14 protein-coding genes are annotated in these 16300 nt (G+C 68.3%); 9 read left to right on the top strand and 5 right to left on the bottom strand.

What is annotated here, in order from left to right:
- Positions 1-2: 2 nt before the first annotated feature.
- Both EEB19_RS08165 and EEB19_RS08160 read left to right on the top strand, forming a co-directional pair.
- A complete protein-coding gene (locus EEB19_RS08165; protein WP_187584999.1) occupies positions 3-470 on the top strand; it encodes a MerR family transcriptional regulator in 468 nt (155 codons plus the stop codon).
- A 256-nt stretch (positions 471-726) separates the two neighbouring features.
- A complete protein-coding gene (locus EEB19_RS08160; RefSeq protein ID WP_262365529.1) occupies positions 727-2010 on the top strand; it encodes an acyltransferase in 1284 nt (427 codons plus the stop codon).
- Here the strand turns inward: EEB19_RS08160 and EEB19_RS08155 are convergent.
- Positions 1996-2436, bottom strand: coding sequence for an SRPBCC family protein (locus tag EEB19_RS08155; protein WP_187584995.1), 441 nt, complete (start codon positions 2434-2436; stop codon positions 1996-1998). The genes EEB19_RS08160 and EEB19_RS08155 overlap by 15 nt on opposite strands.
- Positions 2437-2578: 142 nt before the next feature.
- Here EEB19_RS08155 and EEB19_RS08150 point away from each other — a divergent pair, with 142 nt between their 5' ends.
- Both EEB19_RS08150 and EEB19_RS08145 read left to right on the top strand, forming a co-directional pair.
- A complete protein-coding gene (locus EEB19_RS08150; protein WP_187584993.1) occupies positions 2579-4054 on the top strand; it encodes an MFS transporter in 1476 nt (491 codons plus the stop codon).
- Positions 4047-4724 (top strand): metalloregulator ArsR/SmtB family transcription factor, encoded by a 678-nt coding sequence (locus EEB19_RS08145; RefSeq protein ID WP_187584992.1) that lies wholly within the window; start codon positions 4047-4049, stop codon positions 4722-4724. Before EEB19_RS08150 ends, EEB19_RS08145 begins: the two co-directional genes overlap by 8 nt.
- 22 nt (positions 4725-4746) lie before the next feature.
- Here EEB19_RS08145 and EEB19_RS08140 read toward each other — a convergent pair whose 3' ends face one another.
- Positions 4747-5412: a nitroreductase family protein gene (locus EEB19_RS08140; RefSeq protein WP_187584990.1), complete on the bottom strand. Its 666-nt coding sequence runs from the start codon at positions 5410-5412 to the stop codon at positions 4747-4749.
- Positions 5413-5455: 43 nt separating this feature from the next.
- Positions 5456-5953: a MarR family winged helix-turn-helix transcriptional regulator gene (locus tag EEB19_RS08135; protein WP_187584988.1), complete on the bottom strand. Its 498-nt coding sequence runs from the start codon at positions 5951-5953 to the stop codon at positions 5456-5458.
- A 61-nt stretch (positions 5954-6014) separates the two neighbouring features.
- Between EEB19_RS08135 and EEB19_RS08130 the strand changes: the two genes are divergently transcribed.
- From EEB19_RS08130 to EEB19_RS08120, 3 genes are all read left to right on the top strand, one after another.
- Positions 6015-7148: an FUSC family protein gene (locus EEB19_RS08130; RefSeq protein WP_187584986.1), complete on the top strand. Its 1134-nt coding sequence runs from the start codon at positions 6015-6017 to the stop codon at positions 7146-7148.
- 71 nt (positions 7149-7219) lie between these two features.
- On the top strand, positions 7220-9175 hold the full coding sequence (locus tag EEB19_RS08125; protein ID WP_187584984.1) for a gamma-glutamyltransferase family protein: 1956 nt from the start codon (positions 7220-7222) through the stop codon (positions 9173-9175).
- 142 nt (positions 9176-9317) lie between these two features.
- Positions 9318-11489, top strand: a complete 2172-nt coding sequence (locus EEB19_RS08120) for a glutamine synthetase III (protein ID WP_187584982.1) — start codon at positions 9318-9320, stop codon at positions 11487-11489.
- 97 nt (positions 11490-11586) lie between these two features.
- Here EEB19_RS08120 and EEB19_RS08115 read toward each other — a convergent pair whose 3' ends face one another.
- Together EEB19_RS08115 and EEB19_RS08110 are read right to left on the bottom strand one after the other, a co-directional pair.
- Entirely contained in the window at positions 11587-11955 is a 369-nt protein-coding gene (locus tag EEB19_RS08115; RefSeq protein ID WP_187584980.1) for a TraR/DksA C4-type zinc finger protein, read from the bottom strand.
- A gap of 16 nt (positions 11956-11971) precedes the next feature.
- The gene (locus EEB19_RS08110; RefSeq protein ID WP_187584978.1) at positions 11972-13591 is read right to left on the bottom strand and encodes a CdaR family transcriptional regulator; all 1620 of its coding nucleotides are present in this window, start codon (positions 13589-13591) and stop codon (positions 11972-11974) included.
- Between the two features lie 101 nt (positions 13592-13692).
- On the opposite strand from EEB19_RS08110, the gene pruA reads away from it, so the two are divergent.
- Together pruA and EEB19_RS08100 are read left to right on the top strand one after the other, a co-directional pair.
- Positions 13693-15333, top strand: coding sequence for an L-glutamate gamma-semialdehyde dehydrogenase (gene pruA, locus EEB19_RS08105; RefSeq protein ID WP_187584976.1), 1641 nt, complete (start codon positions 13693-13695; stop codon positions 15331-15333).
- Complete coding sequence (locus tag EEB19_RS08100; RefSeq protein ID WP_187584974.1) at positions 15330-16292, top strand: proline dehydrogenase family protein; 963 nt, start codon at positions 15330-15332, stop codon at positions 16290-16292. The genes pruA and EEB19_RS08100 overlap by 4 nt, the downstream gene beginning before the upstream one ends.
- Positions 16293-16300 lie beyond the last annotated feature (8 nt).

Genomic DNA, 16300 nt, shown 5'->3' with positions numbered 1-16300 from the left:
CCGTGAGCGACAGCGACACCTCGAAGGGCGGCGGCCATCTGCAGATCGGTGAGGTCGCCGCCCGCACCGAACTCTCCATCAAGACCATCCGCCACTACGACGAGGTCGGACTCGTGGTGCCGTCTGCCCGGTCGGCGGGCGGATTCCGCCTGTACACGACCGATGACGTGGCACGCCTGCTGACCATCCGCCGGATGAAGCCAGTCGGATTCAGCCTCGACGACATGCGAGAGCTGCTCGACGCACAGGACGTTCTCGACGCCCCCGGGACGTCCGACGAGGAGCGGACCGCCGCCAGCAGCAGGCTCGCGGATTTCCACCAGCGGGCCGAGCAGGCCTGCGCGAGATTGTCGCGACACCTCGACTACGCGCGCGAGCTGACAGACGCGCTCAGCGTGTACTCCGACACCGACTCCGGGCACACGGGTCGGTTCGGCTCGCGCGAGCAGTCGACCGGCGTCGAGAAGTGAGTGGACCCACGGCGCCTGAGACGACCGGCGTCCGGGAGCCGACGGCCCATCCAGTGAGAATCATCACGGCGTGTCGAACGATGACCAGGGGTGACGCCTGCGCCGCCGACGACGGTCAGGTTATTGCCAGGAACGGTCCCTAGACTGCCGGGCGCGAGAAAGAGCGAATCGATCACACGGGGGTGTTGTGCAGTCAGTCGCCGAGTCCGAACGCGGAACCGAGGATGCCGCGCAGTCGGTCGACGAAGCCGCGGCGGTGGCCGCCGCACCGTCGGCTGCCGAGAAGGCCGCCTCGAAGAGCAGGGCGCACACCGCCGACTTCCTCCGGGTCCTGCTGTTCACCGGGGTCGTCATCGCTCATGCGGTCAACTCGATCAACACGTCGCCGGACGTGATCCGGTCGGCCAACCTCGTCGGCACCCTCCTGCACCTGACCCGCTACGGGTTCGTCGCGGTCACCCTCTTCGTGCTCGTACTCAGCACGCGCGGCCGGTCGATGTCGCCACTGGCGTTCTGGCGACGACGGTTCGGGCTCGTCGTCGCGCCCTACCTGGTCTGGACGGTCACCTACGCGATCACCGATCACGTCGTGATCGACGGCAACCCGTTCCCGTCCCCGGGGGCTTTTCTGGGCGTCCTCGGCCATGACATCGTCACCGGGGAGGGCAAGTATCAGCTCTACTTCCTGCTGATCTCGATGCAGATCTATCTGTTCTTCCCCGCGATCTCGTGGCTCCTGGATCGCACCACGCACCGGCCGTGGCACGTCCTCGGTGGTGCCGCTGCCATTCAGATGGCGATGTTCGTGCTCTATCAATATGTCCCGCGACCGGCCGGCCACGCCTGGGACGTCGCGTTCGACAACCTGTGGAAGACGCTGCCGATGTATGCCCTCTTCGTGGCGATCGGCGCCCTGGCCGCGGTTCACCACGAATCCGTCGAGCGTCGACTGCGTGCGCACGCGGTGCCCATCGTCGCGGCATGCCTGGCCGGTACCGCATTCAGCGTCGGCGCCTACGTCGTCGCCACGTCACCCGGCAACGTTCCGCTGCAGTCCAACACACCGTGGAACCCGCTGCTCCTCCCGTGGCTGGTCAGCGGGCTGGTCATGCTGTGGATGCTGGCCATGCTGTGGAACGACCGCCGATCGGCGGACAAACGTGCGGCCGCCGGGGCCGTGCAGTACGCGACGTTCCGGGCGTTCGGCGTGTTCGCCGTCCACCCGCTCGTGCTCGACATCCTGGCGCGGGTCGGCTTCTTCGGCGACCTGGGTGACTGGTTCCCGCACTCGGCGGCGATCCGTACCACCGTGCTGGTCGCGGTGACACTGGCGGCATCGCTGGTCATCGTGGACATCGCCCTGCGCACGCCGATGAGCCGCTGGCTGGTCGCCCGCTCACGGGTCCCGATCCGGCGGAAGCGAGCCGACGTCGAGGTCACCACCCCAGCGATCCCGGTGCCGCTCGCGCCCTCGGGCCAGGCAGCGCCCTCGGTCCAGGCAGCACCGGTGACGCCGGCAGCGACGTCAAGCCAACTCTGACACCTGCTTCGTCAGGTTCGCCTCGGTCTGCCTGATCGCCTGACCGAGCAGCGGCTCGATGACGGCGCCGAGAGCGCGGCCCGCGATCCCGCCCGGCAGGGTGTACTCGAACTCGACCGCGACCGCTGTTCCGTCACCGTCGTCGGCGAACCGCCACGTGGTGTTCGCCGAGAAGCCCTTGACCGACTCGAGCCGAATGAACTCGTTCTCCACCCATTCGACGGTCTCCACGGTCGACTTGAGGGTTTTCGGCCCGAGGTCCATCGCGACGTCGAACGTCGATCCGAGCCCCGAGGTCTTCTCCGACGTCGGCGCGAACCGTGTCACGCCGAACATGAACTTCGGCACGTTCTGATAGTCGTTGACATAGGCGAACACCTGCTCACGCGGCACCTCGACCGCCGACCGCTGCCTGATCGTCCCCATGTGGCTCTCCCCTTCGTGTCGTCCCGGGCGCACGCCGACCGGGACACCTGACCGAGACCCTATCGGCTGATCGTCTCAACCACAGAGATGCCGCGCGGGTCCCGATTTGACCCGGCACCCATATTCCGACGATCCTCGGAATATGGCGGAACGAGTAGCCCCGACACCGGGCACGTGGGGCGAACTGTTCGCTCGGGACCACCGCGCAGCGGTCTCGGTGTTCGCCGGCGGCATCGCCGTGTACGCGGTGAGCACCTACCTCACGGCCGCATCGTTGCCGAGCGCCGTCGCCGACATCGGCGGCCAGCGCCTCTACGCCTGGGTGATGACGGTCTTCTTGATCACCTCGGTCTTCGCATCGATGCTCGTGACCCGATCGCTGGGACGCTGGGGTGCGCGCGGCGCCTACCTGATCGCCTTCGGCCTGTTCGGAGTCGGTTCCCTCGTGTGCGCCCTCACCCCGACGATGTCGGTGATGCTCGCCGGCCGCGCGGTGCAGGGCCTCGGCGGCGGCCTGCTCACCGGCCTCGCCTTCGCGGTCATCCGGGTCGCGCTGCCCGAACGCCTCTGGGTCCGAGCCGTCGGACTCACCTCCGCGATGTGGGGCATCGGCAATCTGATCGGTCCCATCCTCGGCGGACTCTTCGCCCAGATCGGGTTCTGGCGCGGCGCCTTCTGGCTGCTGGTGGTGGTGACCGCGATCATCGTCGTCCCGGCCACACGCGCGCTGCCGTCCCGCCGATCGGCAGCCGCCGATGTGAGTCCGCTGCCCGTGCTGTCGCTGCTGCTCGTCGCCGCGGCGACGATCGCGGTCTCGGTGGCCGGGGTGATCGACGGTACCGGCACGGTCGTCGTGCTGGTCTGCGTCGCCGCGCTCACCATGGTCGGCTTCGTCGTCGTCGACCGACGTCGTGCGACCGGCCTGTTGCCCCGGCTCGCCTACACGAGGACCAACCCGCTCAAGTGGCTGTACGTGTCGCTCGCGTTGCTGGCCGTCGGTTCGACCACCGAGGCCTTCATCCCGCTGTTCGGGCAGGAGATCGCCGGAATGGGACCGCTGGTCGCCGGCATGCTCGGTGCGGCGCTGTCGTGGGGATGGTCGAGCGCGCAGATCGCCAGTACCACGTGGGCCGACGGGGCGCGCGCATCACGGCGGGTGCGCGTCATCGGTCCCGGCCTCCTAGCCGGCGGACTGGCCACCTACGGCATCCTGCAGATGTCCTCGAGCCCGATCGCCGTCGCGGGATGGTTCGTCGCCCTGTTCATCGCCGGCACCGGGATCGGTATGGCGTTCCCGCACATCGCAACTGCCGCGATGACGATCACCACCGACGACGCCGAGGCAGCACGGGCATCGGCCGGCGTCAACACCGTCCAGATGGTCGCCAACACCTTCGGTTCGGCGATCGCCGGACTGCTGGTGTCCGTGGGCGCGATCGTCGGCGCCGACGGCGACCCCGATGTGGTGTCCGCCCGGTTCCTCGCGTTCGGCTTTGCCGCACTCGCCGCCGTCGGGGTCGCGACCGCACTCGCGTCGCTGCGCCGCTCGAGCCCGGCGACAGCCCCCGCCGACGACCCGCCGCTGCCCGAGACGACGACCCGGGGCCGTCATGTCTGAGCGCGCCGCCGACGACGGCTTTCCGGAACTCGGCATCTACACCGAGCTCGCCCGCGTCGGCAAGGCGCTGGCCAGTCCCGTCCGCCTCCGGCTGCTCGACATCCTCGAGGAGGGCGAGCGCACCGTCGAAGATCTCTCCGCCGCATCGGGTTTCGGCCTCAAGAACACCTCGTCGCAGTTGCAGATCCTCCGATCTGCACAATTGGTCACCAATCGACGCGACGGCGTGCGGATCCACTACCGCATCGCCTCACCGCAGGTGTCCGCGATCCTCGGGACGTTCGCACGGTTCGCCGCCGACAACGTGAGCGCGGTCCGCGCCGAGATCGACGCCTATTTCTCCGATCACCGCGACCTGGTCCCGGTCACCGCGAGCGATCTGGCCGCGATGCTCGACGACGACTCCGTGCTGATCGTCGACGTCCGCGACCGCGAGGAGTTCGAGCGCGGGCACATCCCGGGGGCCATCTCGGTGCCGCAGGACCAGATCCGCGAGTTGCTCGACACCCAGCCCGCCGACGCACGGATCATCGCCTACTGCCAGGGGCCGTACTGTCTCGCGTCGCCGGCCGCGGCGCGCGCACTGATGGATGCCGACCGCGACGCCACCGTCGTCGAGGGAGGCCTCACCGCCTGGATACGGTCGGGCGGTGCGCTGAGCACGTCGTGAGCTGTGGCGGCAGGTGAGAGGCTCAGACGCCGAAGCCCGGTCCGGAGAACGACTCTCGCGTGACGAACTCCTCGACCGGCTGCCTGCGGAGTCTCGTCAACTGCTTCACGGGCTTGCCGAGTGGCACCACTGCCGCGAGCGCGAAGGTGTCCGGGATGTGGAGCAGGTCGCGGACCTGATCCTCCTGCAGGACCGCCATCGTCGTGATCGTCCCGCCGAACCCCTCCGCACGCGCACCCAGCAGGATGTTCCAGACCAGCGGATACACCGATCCGCCGCTGACCACACCGACACGATCGAGGTCCTGGTCGACGGCCGCCACGCGGGTGAGGTCGACCGCAACGGCGAGCACCACCGGGGCCGTACGGATGGGTTCGACGAAACTCGCCGGGACAGAGGTGTTCTCGATGACGTCGTCGGTGACCGTGGTGGGATGGACCGGGTTCCACGGATTCTCGCCGACTTTCTTCTGCGCGACGTATCGACGGACCGTCGGTTCACCCAACTCGCTCAGCCGGCGCTTGGTGGCCGCGTCACGGATCACGACGATGTGCGCACCCTGGCGGTTGCCACCGCTCGGTGCGAATCGGGCGTTGTCGAGGATGCGCGCCAGCACCTCGTCGGGCAGAGGATCGTCGGTGAACTCGCGCGCGGCGAAGGTGGTCCGCATGACGTCGTACAACTCCATGTCCCCACTATGCCCTCCGGCGCCGACGTCGGAGGGCCGCGCGTCAGCCCCCGACAGCGCGGGACACCTTCCGCAGGAGTGCGGCCAGCGAGTCGCGTTCGGCCGCGGTCAGACCCGACAGCGCGCGCTCGTCATCGGCGAGTCGACGGGGCAGTTCGGTGTCGACCAGCTCTCGTCCGTCGTCGGTCACCTCGAGGAGCACCACTCGGCCGTCACGCTCGGACCGACGACGGTGCAGCAGACCCCGACGGGACAGATTCTCGGTGATCTTGGTGATGGATGCGCCACTGAGCAGCGTCGTCGAGACCACCTCGCTGGCACGCAACGGACGATCCACCCGCGCGAGCGCGCTCAGCACGTCGTACTCCGACCTCGACACCCCGAGCGGCTCGAGGTCCCGGTCGAGCCGGTGGCTGCTCGCGGTGGCGATGTGCTGGATTCGGCCGAGAACACCGATCGGCGCGACATCGAGGTCCGGATAGGAGCGCGCCCATTCCTCCTGGATCCGGTCGACGAGGTCGGGCGCCTCTGGCGTGCTCACGCTGCCATCGTAAGCGTGTTCACATTTATTTCACTACTAAAATAGTGATAAAGTACCGGCGATGAGCACCACCGTCGTCGAGCACGTCCGTCACCGCCGGGGCGCCCTAGCGCACGCGGTCAGTCCCCACGCGTGGCGCTCGACGATGGCCGTCGACATGAGCCGCGCGTCCGTCGGGGTCCCGATCAGGGTGGGGATCGCCGTTGGGTTCGTCCTGGTCGTCGGCGGACTCGTCGGTGCACGCGACGTCGCTGGGTTCGCGGCGCTCGGCGCACTGGTGTCGGCGTTCTGCCGACCCGACCCCTACCCCGTGCGGGTGGGGCGCCTCGCCGCGCTGGGCATCGGCATCGTCGCATCGGTGCTCATCGGCAGCGTTCTCGGCGTCACCCACGCCTCCCCGACGATCGAGGTCACGACGATCGCGCTGTGGGGCGCAGTCGCCGCCCTGCTGATCGGCACCCTGCGGGTCGCCGGCCCGGGAGCAGTCGTCTTCGTGTTCGCCGCCAACGGCGCGATGGGATTCGCCGCCGATCTGTCCGACCTGTCCCGAGCGGCGGTGGCGTCGCTTCTGGGCGCGGTCTGCGGTGCGGTGGCATCGCTGTCCCCCTGGCTGGTGCGCGGTGCATGGAACCGCATCCGCGGCCGCGTCGACGATGCACTCGATGCCGGTTCGGCGACGGTACGGTACGAATCGATCTGGACGACGCTGGGCCGCCGGCCGCACCACGCCCTCCTGGTCAACGCGGCCCGGATCGCCGCGGCGATCGCCGCGAGCGCCGCGATCGCCATGGCGGTCGGACTCTCCCACCCGATGTGGGCGGCGATGGGTGCGATGGCGGCCATGCAGGGCGTCAGCTATCACATCACCGTGCAGCGCGGACTGCAGCGGCTGCTCGGCAACATCGCGGGCGCGGTCGTCGCCGCCGCCCTGCTCGGCCTCGGGCTCGGCTACTGGGGCGCGGTCGTCGCGATCGTCGCATGCCAGATCGCCGCGGAGATCTGGGCGCCGGTCAACTATGCGATCGCCTCGACCGCGGTCACCCCGATGGCACTGCTGATGACGGCGCTGAGTGCGGGGCTCACGCCGGAGGCGGCGATCGATCGTGTCGTGGACACCCTCATCGGCATCGTGGTCGGGATCGTCATCGCAGCGGTGACCATCACCGGATCCGAACTGCGTACCGCCGCAGACTGATCTCTGCGGCCGTTCAACCGCAGTCCCAACCACCGGACAGAGGTGGACTCGCGCCGATAGTGTGGAAACCCATGGCACGCGCATCACGAGTGAGAGGTCGCCGATGGGCGGCTGCCGCGCTCTGCCTCGGCCTGTTCCTCGGCGCGTGCTCGGACACTCCCGACGACCAGGCCACCCCGGTGACCTGCGGCGAGATCCCCACCGGCCGTCAGATCGATTCCTCCGCAACCGCTTCGGCGACCGCCGACATCGCGACTCGGCCGGAGGTGGCGACCGGCTACCGCACCGGGATGCGGCCGGTCGCCACCGCGACGTATGCCGCTGCGACCGCCAACCCGCTGGCCACCGAGGCCGCATGCGCCGTGCTCCGCGACGGTGGCACCGCGGCGGACGCCCTGGTGACCGCACAGACCGTGCTCGGTCTCGTCGAGCCGCAGTCCTCGGGTATCGGCGGCGGGGCCTTCGCCCTGTATTACGACGCCGCCTCGCACACCGTTCGGGCCTTCGACGGGCGCGAGACCGCCCCGGCCGCGGCCACCGAGGACTACCTGCGCTTCATCAGCGACACCGACCGCCGCGCACCTGTGCCCGATGCACGCGCGTCCGGCCGTTCGATCGGTGTCCCGGGCGCCGTCCGGATGCTGGAGATGGTGCAGGAGCGCTACGGCAGACTCGACTGGCGGCAGCTCTTCGATCGGGCAACCGAGCTGTCCGACAACGGTTTCGACATCTCCCCTCGACTCGCGTCGGCGATTTCCGAGTCCGCCGACGACCTCGCCGTCGACGAGGACGCGCGGGCATATTTCCTGAACCCCGACGGTTCGCCCAAGGCTGCCGGCACCCGCCTGGTCAACCCTGCCTACGCGAAGACCCTCGGCGCGCTCGCCGCCGACGGCGCCGACGCGCTGTACAACGGACCGCTCGCGACGGCCATCGTCGACAAGTCCCGCTCCACCGCGGGCGGGATGACCCCGAGCCTGATGACCACCGAGGACCTCCGCGGGTACCGCGCGGTCGACCGCGAACCGGTCTCGACCCTGTACCGCGGCCACCGGATCGTGGCGATGCCCGGGCCGTCGTCGGGCGGCATCACGGTCGCGTCGACGATGGGCATCCTCTCGAACTTCGACCTCCCGTCGATGGGTCCGACCGCGCTCGATCGCGATGGGGGCCGCCCCGATCCTGCGGCGGTACACCTGGTCAACGAGGCCGAACGACTCGCCTACGCCGACCGCGACAAATACATCGCCGACCCGGACTACGTCCCGCTGCCCGGTCGCGGTGTCGCGACCATGCTCGATCCGGCCTACCTGAAACAGCGTGCCGCGCTGATCAGACCGGATACATCGCTGGGCGAGGCCGAACCGGGCGATCTCGGCGACGTCCCGCTGGGCAGCCATCCCGGAACCGAGCACGGCACCAGCCACGTGACCGTCGCCGACAAGTACGGCAACGTGGCGTCGATGACCACGACCGTCGAATCGGCGTTCGGCAGCTTCCACATGGTCGACGGTTTCGTCCTGAACAATCAGCTCACCGACTTCTCGGCGGAACCGCGTGACGAGTCGGGGGCACTGCTCGCCAATCGCGTGTCGCCCGGCAAACGGCCCCGATCGTCGATGGCGCCGACGCTGGTCATGGCGCCGGGCACCGGAGGCGAGCCAGACGCGGTCGTCGGCGCATTGGGGTCACCGGGCGGTGCGGTGATCATCCAGTTCGTGGTGAAGGCGCTGGTCGGGATGCTCGACTGGGGACTCGATCCGCAACAGGCCGTGTCGATGATCGACTTCGGCTCGGCCAACACCCCCGAGTCGAACGTGGGCGGTGAGCATCCGCTGGTCGACACCGCCGACGACGGCGCCCACGATCCGCTGGTGACCGGACTCCGGCAACGCGGCGAGCAGGTGTCCGTCGACGATCAGTCCAGTGGCCTGAGTGCGTTGATGCGCGACGGCGGCGGCTGGATCGGTGGGGCGGATCCGCGACGCGAGGGCGCGGTCATGGGCGACGAGGCCTCCCTGCGCTGAGCCGTAGCTGTTTTCACGCACGTCACACAGGGGAAACGGTGCGGGTACGTGGCGACCATAGCGTCGTATCGCTCGCAACACCACGAACCGCCCTCGATGCACTCCCGACGCCGAGGACGAGGTGACGATCCCAGGAGTGACCATGAGTGGCAGTATGTCCCGCCGTCAGGCCATCGAGGCCGTGACGACCTACGAGGTGGAGACCGACGGATTCCCGGAACCGCTGGCCGATACCTTCGGGCGCAACGTCTTCTCGCTGTCGGTGATGAAGAACCGTCTGCCCAAGCACGTCTTCAAGGCTGTCGCGGCGACGATCGACAAGGGCGCTCCGCTCGACCCCACGCTGGCCGACTACGTCGCCGTCGCCATGAAGGACTGGGCCATCGAGAAGGGTGCGACGCATTATGCGCACGTCTTCTACCCGCTGACCGGATTCACCGCCGAGAAGCACGATTCGTTCCTCGAACCGGATTCCTCGGGCGCATCGCTCGCCGAGTTCCAGGGCAAGACGCTGCTGCAGGGTGAGCCGGATGCGTCGAGCTTCCCCAACGGCGGACTGCGCGGCACCTTCGAGGCGCGCGGATACACCGGATGGGATGTGACGAGCCCCGCATACATCCTGGAGAACCCGAACGGCAACACGCTCTGCATCCCGACGATCTTCATCTCCTGGACCGGCGAGGCCCTGGACAAGAAGACCCCGCTCCTGCGCAGCCAGCAGGCGATGAGCAAGCAGGCGATGCGTGTGCTGAGTCTGTTCGGCCACACCGACATCGACACCGTTGTCTCGTATGCGGGCGCCGAGCAGGAGTACTTCCTGATCGACCGCCACTTCTACTTCGCCCGCCCCGATCTGATGACCGCGAGCCGAACCCTGCTCGGCGCCAAGCCTTCCAAGGGTCAGGAGTTCGACGACCACTACTTCGGCGCGATCCCCGACCGGGTGCTGGCCTACATGATCGAACTCGACCGCGAACTGTTCAAGCAGGGCATCCCTGCCAAGACACGGCACAACGAGGACGCCCCCGGGCAGTTCGAACTCGCCCCCGTCTTCGAGAAGTCCAATCTCGCCCACGATCATCAGCAGCTGATGATGACCACGATGAAGAAGGTCGCCGAACGCTACGGCATGGTCTGCCTGCTGCACGAGAAGCCGTTCGCCGGGGTCAACGGTTCCGGCAAACACGTCAACTTCTCGCTGGGCAACTCCAATCAGGGCAACCTGCTGAACCCGGGTGACACCCCGCACGAGAACGAGCAGTTCCTGGTGTTCTGTGCCGCGATCATTCGCGGTGTCCACAAGTTCGGCGGATTGCTGCGGGCGTCGATCGCCTCGGCATCCAACGATCACCGCCTCGGCGCGAACGAGGCACCGCCCGCGATCATCTCGATCTTCCTCGGCGATCAGCTGGCCGACGTGTTCGACCAGATCGCCAAGGGCGGAGCCAAGGAGAGCAAGCAGACCGGTGTCCTGGAACTCGGTGTGGACACCCTGCCGCCGCTGAAGGCCGACGCCGGCGACCGCAACCGCACGAGCCCGTTCGCGTTCACCGGCAACCGGTTCGAGTTCCGCGCACCCGGCTCCAATCAGTCGATCGCCGATCCGATGATCGCCATCAACGCGATGCTGGCCGATTCCCTCGACTACACCGCGACCTTCCTGGAGAAGCAGCTGTCCGAGGGCACCGAGTTCAACTCCGCGGTGCAGAAACTGCTCGAGGACATCATCGTCGAACACGGCAAGGTCGTGTTCAACGGCAACGGGTACTCCGACGAGTGGCAGGAGGAGGCGGCCTCCCGCGGTCTGCTCAACCTGCGCACGACCGTCGACGCGATGGCCCAGTTGGACGAGCCCGCGATCAAGGCCGTCATGAACGATTACGGCATCCTCAGCAACCGGGAGCTCTTGGCACGCAAGGAGGTCGTGCTGGAACAGTACGCACTCGCCCTGCTCGTGGAGGCCAAGGAGACGCTCGAGATCGCGAAGACGATGATCCTGCCGGCTGCCAACCGCTATCAGGGCGAGCTCGCCGGGACCGCGGCCAGCCTCAAGGCCGCCGGGATCGAGACCGATCACCCGGTGTTGCTGTCGCTGACCAAGTCGACCAAGGACCTGTACGCCGCGATGCTCACACTCGAGTCCGCGATCGACGGATTCCACGGGGAGACGGTCGAAGCGGAAGCCGCGTACGCGCTGGAGTCACTGATCCCGGCGATGACCGACGTGCGAACGGTCGCCGACAAGCTGGAGACCGTCGTCGCCGACGATCTCTGGCCGCTGCCGACCTACCACGAGATGCTCACCATCCTCTGATCCCGGGCAGCCGGTCCGGCCGCATCCACATGGGGAGCCGACATTCACAGGGGCGATGCCCACCGTGAATGTCGGCTCCCCATGTGTTTCGGTGGAGTCACCATCGGCGCGACGGATTCCTCGTCGCGCAGTCGACGCACAGCCGCGCGGCCGGGAGCACCTCGAGCCGCGCCTCGCCGATCCCCCGACCGCAGATCTCGCACCGACCGTAGGTGCCGGCACCCACCCGGTCCAGAGCCGCGTCGAGTTCGTCGAGCCGGACGCGGGAACGCTCGAGCTGCGCGACCAGCTGTCCGCGTTCGACCGCGAGCGTCGAGCCCTCCGGATCGTGCTCGTCGTCGGAGCTGGAATCCGCGGTCGCCTCGATCACCGCCTCGAGCCGCGACGACAACTGCTCGATCAGGCCGACGGTCTCGGCCCGTTCGCCGCGCAGGGCAGTCCGGATGGTTTCGTCTCGACCGGTCATGTCAGGATCTCCACTCTCAGATGACTCGCAGGGACAGCGCGACGACGAGGCGGGTCGCCGGGTCGTCGAGGTCCATCCCGGTCAGGGCGCGCACGCGACGAATGCGATACCGCAACGTGTTCGGATGCACGTGCAGCGCAGCAGCGGCCGACCGCACGTCACCGAAATGGTCCAGATAGGCCCGCAGGGACCCGGTGAAATCGGTGCCGGTGCGGGCGTCGGACTCGGCCAACTCCACGACGCGGCTGTCCACGAGCTCGGGGTTGGTCGCGAGGTGGGCGACGATCTCCCCCAGCAACACACCGATCTGCGATTCCTCGACGGTGGCCACGTCGCCGATCAATTCACCCTCACGCTCGGCCGCGTCGAGCACACGATCGACCTGTCCGCGCAACGTCGGGACCGCGGCCAGTCCCGTCGCAGGCCCCGCGACGACCGCCCGCAGCCGTGCACCGAACTGGCGTTCCGCCGCCGCCAGAGCCGCGTGCGCCCATGCGACTGTCGCCGCCGATGACGCCTGCGGGAGAACGACATACGCGCGAGCTCCGTGCGTGGTCGTCACCGACGACGGGCTGAAGGCGCTGGCGTGCAACGTGAGCGCCGACAACTCGACCGCCCCACCGAGCGGGGGTGAGGAGCCGTCGGTCGGCGCCAGTCCGACCACCACCACCGGCGCCTCCGGCGCGATGCCGAGGCCTGCGCCGAGGTGATCGGCGTCGATGACCTCACCTCGCACGCCCAGTAATCTGCGCACGACGTCGGCGTGGGCATCCCCCCGCGACCGGCCTCGCGAGATCATCCGCGCGGCGACGGCGGCCGCACCGACGAGGACTTCGTCGGTGTCGTCGGCGAAATCGTCACCCCCACTCTGCAACCACAACACACCGAGGAACTCACCCAACGCCGACGATCCCATCGCAGGTCCGCGGATCGCGACGGCCCGACGCGACCGCACCCCGAGATCGGGATGCGCGGCGACCGTCACGATGTCCGTCGTCGTCCGCAGCACATCCATCACGCCCCATCGGCGCAGCCATGCCATCATCTCGGGCGGACCTTCGCGTCCGAGGATGGAGAGCCTGCGCAGCTCGTCGGCCTCGTCACCCGCGCTGCTGTAGGCCAGCACGTGCGCACGCTCGTCCTCGATGCTGACCAGGCCGCCGGTTCGTCGGGCGACCTCGCCGGCCAGGTCGAACAGGTCGCCGGTCGCCCCCGATCGCATCGACTCGCCCGATGCGTGCAGCGGATCGGCGTCGGCGGATTCCAGCACGCGCATGACCAGGTGGTAGATGCGTTCCCATCGGGCGTGCGGATCGATCGTGACCACGGCGATGCCCGAGCTCTCCGCACGCACGATCACATCATCGGAGGGTTCCTTGCAGAAGATCGCGACCGGCACGCGGGTTCCCAGTCCGGAGAGCCAGGCGAGAACGTCGGTATCGGGTACACCGACCACGAGGAAGAGATCCGAGCCGCGCGCCGCCCGACCGAGTCCCAATCGGACATCGTCGACGTCGAGGAGGGCGGGCGAGCAGACGCGCACGTCCAGGCCTGCCGGCGCTACGGAGAGAGTGGCCAGCGTGCGATCGAGCGCGAGTAGCAGCCGACCGAGAGTCACTCCCACCGGTGCCGTCATCCCGACAGTATCGCCCGGTTTGTCCGATCGGACAAGAAATCGGAGGCCGAGATGACCGATCGGACATGTTCTCGTCGCCGCCGGCCGGGTGGACTGAACCCATGGATGCGATCACCTCTCCCCCACAGCCATCGAACGAGCCGGTGCACACCTATGCCCCCGGTACCGCCGAACGCCGTCGTATCGTCGCCGAACTCGATCGGCAGAGCACGGCCGCTCCCCGCGAGCTGCCGCACGTGATCGGCGGACGCGAGCACCGTGGGACGGGCGAAGCGATCGACGTCGTCCAGCCCCACGCGCATCACGAGGTGCTCGGCACCATCGCGAACGCGACCCACGACGATGCACGCGCCGCCGTCGACGCCGCGCGGTCGGCTGCACCGGGTTGGGCCGAGACGTCCTTCGACGAGCGCGCCGGTGTGCTCCTGCGGGCCGCCGACCTGCTGAGCGGACCGTGGCGCGAACGCATCGCGTCCGCGACCATGCTCGGCCAGTCGAAGTCCGTGCAGCAGGCCGAGATCGACGCCCCGTGCGAACTCATCGACTTCTGGCGCTTCAATGTCGCCTTCGCCCGGCAGGTCCTCGCGGAACAGCCGGTGTCGTCGCCGGGTGTGTGGAATCGGCTCGATCACCGTCCGCTCGACGGATTCGTCTACGCCATCACGCCGTTCAACTTCACCGCCATCGCAGCCAATCTGCCGACCGCGCCGATGCTGATGGGCACCACGGTGATCTGGAAGCCGTCGCCGACGCAGGCGCATGCCGCCGCACTGACGATGGAGTTGCTGCAGGCCGCCGGGTTGCCCGCGGGCGTCATCAACCTGGTTCACGGCGACGGTGTGGACCTGTCCGAGGTCGTCCTCGCCGACGACCATCTCGCGGGCATCCATTTCACCGGCTCAACAGCCACGTTTCAGCACCTCTGGCGCGAGGTCGGCACCCACATCGATCGCTATCGCAACTACCCACGGCTCGTCGGCGAGACGGGCGGCAAGGATTTCATCGTCGCGCATTCGTCGGCCGATCCGGATGTGTTGCGTACGGCGTTGATCCGCGGGGCGTTCGAATACCAGGGACAGAAGTGTTCTGCGGCCTCCCGTGCGTACATCGCACGGTCGGTGTGGGACAGCATGGGCGATGACTTCCTCGGCGAGGCCAACGACCTGAGGTATGGCGACGTCCGTGATCTGTCCAACTTCGGCGGCGCGCTGATCGATCGACGGGCCTTCGACAAGAATGTCGCCGCCATCGACCGCGCGAAGACCGTCCCGCACATGACCGTTGCGGCCGGTGGTGCCTGCGACGACAGTGTGGGGTATTTCGTGCGGCCGACGGTGCTGCTGTCCGACGACCCGACCGACGAGGCGTTCTCCACCGAGTACTTCGGGCCCATCCTGTCGGTGCACGTCTACGACGACGCCGACTACGAGCAGACGTTGCGGCTGGTCGATTCCACCGCGCGCTACGCACTGACAGGATCGATCATCGCCACCGACCTCGATGCCGTCGGCACGGCATCGGATCTACTGCGTCAGGCCGCCGGCAACCTCTACGTCAACGACAAACCGACCGGGGCCGTCGTCGGTCAGCAGCCGTTCGGTGGGGCGCGGGCGTCGGGCACCAACGACAAGGCCGGTTCGAAGGCCAACCTGATGCGCTGGACGTCGACCCGGACGATCAAGGAGACGTTCGTGCCGCCGACGTCGTCGGCCTATCCGCACATGGAGGCCGATCGCTCATGACGTTCTTCGACACCGCGATGCGACCGGTGATCGTCGCGGCATCCCACAGCGACCGCATCAAGAACTCGTCCCAGCGACTCGGCGTGACCCGCCGTGTCGTCGAACGGTTCGTGCCCGGCGAGACGCAGCGAGATGTGCTGGGCGCCATCGGTACACAACTCGATGCCGGGCTGTCGGTCAGCGTCGACGTCCTCGGCGAGGACACCACCGACGAGTCGCAGGCCACGGCGACGGTGGAGGCGTACCTCGACCTCATCGGCGCGCTGGGCGCCCTGCCGGAATCGGGCGTCGCCACGGCCCGGCTGGAGGTCTCGGTGAAACTGACCGCCCTCGGTCAGTCCCTTGCCGATCACGGAGCCAAGATCGCCGAGGAGAACGCGCGGACCATCGCCGCGGCCGCAGACGAGGCGGGGGTGCTCGTCACCGTGGATGCCGAGGACCACACGACCGTCGACGAACGCCTCGCCATCGTCCGTGCCCTCCGACGCGACTTCCCGGACGTCGGCACCGTCCTGCAGGCCTACCTGCGACGCACCGAGGACGACTGTGCGGAGTTCGCGGAGACCGCGGCGCGAATCCGGTTGTGCAAGGGCGCATATGCCGAGCCACCGTCCGTGGCCTACCCCACTCGTGATCTGGTCGACGAGGCGTACCAGCGGTGCCTGCGAATCCTCATGAAGGGCAACGGATATCCCATGGTCGCCAGCCACGATCCGGTGATGATCGCTGCCGCCCGGACCATCGCGGTCGAGGCGCAGCGGACCCCCGATTCGTGGGAACACCAGATGCTCTACGGGATTCGCGCCGACGAACAACGCCGGCTCGCCGACGACGGCTTCCGGGTGCGGGTGTACATCCCCTACGGCGAGCAGTGGTACGGATACTTCGTCCGCCGCATCGCGGAGCGCCCGGCCAACCTCGGCTTCTTCCTGCGAGCATTGGCGGGCAGTCGGGGGTAGATCGGGTC

This window comes from Gordonia sp. OPL2, assembly GCF_003797825.1.
GTDB lineage: Bacteria > Actinomycetota > Actinomycetes > Mycobacteriales > Mycobacteriaceae > Gordonia.
Note: the sequence above shows the minus strand (reverse complement) of the source record. Positions and strands in the feature narration are given on the sequence as shown.